This is a genomic window from Microcystis sp. LE19-84.1B (assembly GCF_027531875.1).
In the GTDB taxonomy this organism is placed as follows: Bacteria; Cyanobacteriota; Cyanobacteriia; order Cyanobacteriales; family Microcystaceae; genus Microcystis; species Microcystis panniformis.
Genome location: NZ_JAPZSR010000077.1, coordinates 1 through 1,355, shown reverse-complemented (window position 1 = coordinate 1,355; position 1,355 = coordinate 1). Strand labels below are relative to the sequence as shown.

Annotated in this window: 1 protein-coding gene; it reads right to left on the bottom strand. The window is 46.1% G+C overall.

Annotated elements, in window-relative coordinates:
* Positions 1-419: 419 nt before the first annotated feature.
* Positions 420-1,016: a hypothetical protein gene (locus O9324_RS04270; RefSeq protein WP_288139550.1), complete on the bottom strand. Its 597-nt coding sequence runs from the start codon at positions 1,014-1,016 to the stop codon at positions 420-422.
* Positions 1,017-1,355 lie beyond the last annotated feature (339 nt).

The following is a 1,355-nucleotide window of genomic DNA, read 5'->3' as shown; positions in this document are numbered from 1 at the left end:
TCATAATAAATTTGGCAGAGGATTAAAGATTAGTTATTGTGACTAACTCTTTTGATTAGAAAAAGATAAACTTGAGAATCTTCGGTCAAATTTATTGACTCAAAATCAGCTGTAATTAATTTAAATGAAACAGCCCTACCCCATGTCGGGGGGGGTTGGGGGGGGGCTAATCTAAGAATAAGGGGTTTAAATGCGTCTTAGCTTATTAACTGCGGCTGGTGGGTTTGTCCCTTTTTGCCAAAATACAAGCAGGCAGCTAACTCGGATTCAGGACAATCTGTGAATCTCTCGGCGAAAGCCTCAAGCACGGTTCTGAAGACGAGTGGTCGGGGCAACTCGATCGCTTAGTTGAACATCTGAGCCTCGGCATACCTCAAAATCTCCCTATTGTCAAGTAGTTCAATTGTTCTGTTGGTTGGTTAATCTGTTTTGCTATCAGCAGCTTCGATACCTTCGTTCAGTTTAGCCTCGGTAGAGGCCGCCTCTTGATGGTGATGGAGAAAATCCTTGGGGGCGAATTTTCCGGCAAACTTGCCCACCTGAGAGCCGATCGCTTTGCCCATATTACCAGTAATCCCACCTAATAATCCATTATCAACGAAATCCCCCGCCACTTCGCCCAGGGTTTTCCCCGCCTGCTCTAAGCTTTTGCTCTCAAAGGCTGCTTCAATTTCATGTAACTCATTTGGTTTCTCTGGCTTTTGCTCTCCTGGATGCAGCATCTGATGGGAAAGATGACTGGCTTCATATCCTGCCAATACATCCCCAACCAGTCCGCCTACCTGAGCACCAGCGATCACACCCACCGGGCCTAATACTGCCCCAACAGTACCTCCAATTACCTCTCCGGCTGCGGCACCTGCCATGCCACCTGCCATGCCTGCGCCCATATCCACCAGTTTGGTAGGATGTTCGCTGATCTGTTGCACATTGTCCTTAATACTGTCAATTGCTTGATCAGCCAACTGATTTACCTGTTTCATCCCTTGGTCAACTTGATGCTTTAAATCACCCATAATCCCTGGCAAAAAACTAAGTTGCACTGATGATTTTAGCAAAGTTTGTGAAATGGTTATCGAAAATTTGGGTTTAAAACCCCGTCGTTCTACGACGGCTTTTCTTGATCTCTAAGATATAGGGTCTGCTGAAAAAGTTTGTTGGTGGGGTTAGGAGTCGGTCGTCAGTAGCCGGTCGTCGGTCGTTTCAGGCTTTGGGTGGTGATTCGGTAGTAGTGATGGCGGCTTAATCCTTTGCTTTGCTGTGCATTGTAGTCATGGATAAAATACCAAAGGGTTCCCCAACGTGATTCTCCATTTTTTTAGAGAAAGATAGACTCTCTCTCACCAGCCGAGAAA

Excerpts from the sequence above, each read along its gene's own strand:
- O9324_RS04270 (WP_288139550.1), bottom strand. The coding sequence starts at position 1,016 with ATGGGTGATTTAAAGCATCAAGTTGACCAAGGGATGAAACAGGTAAAT.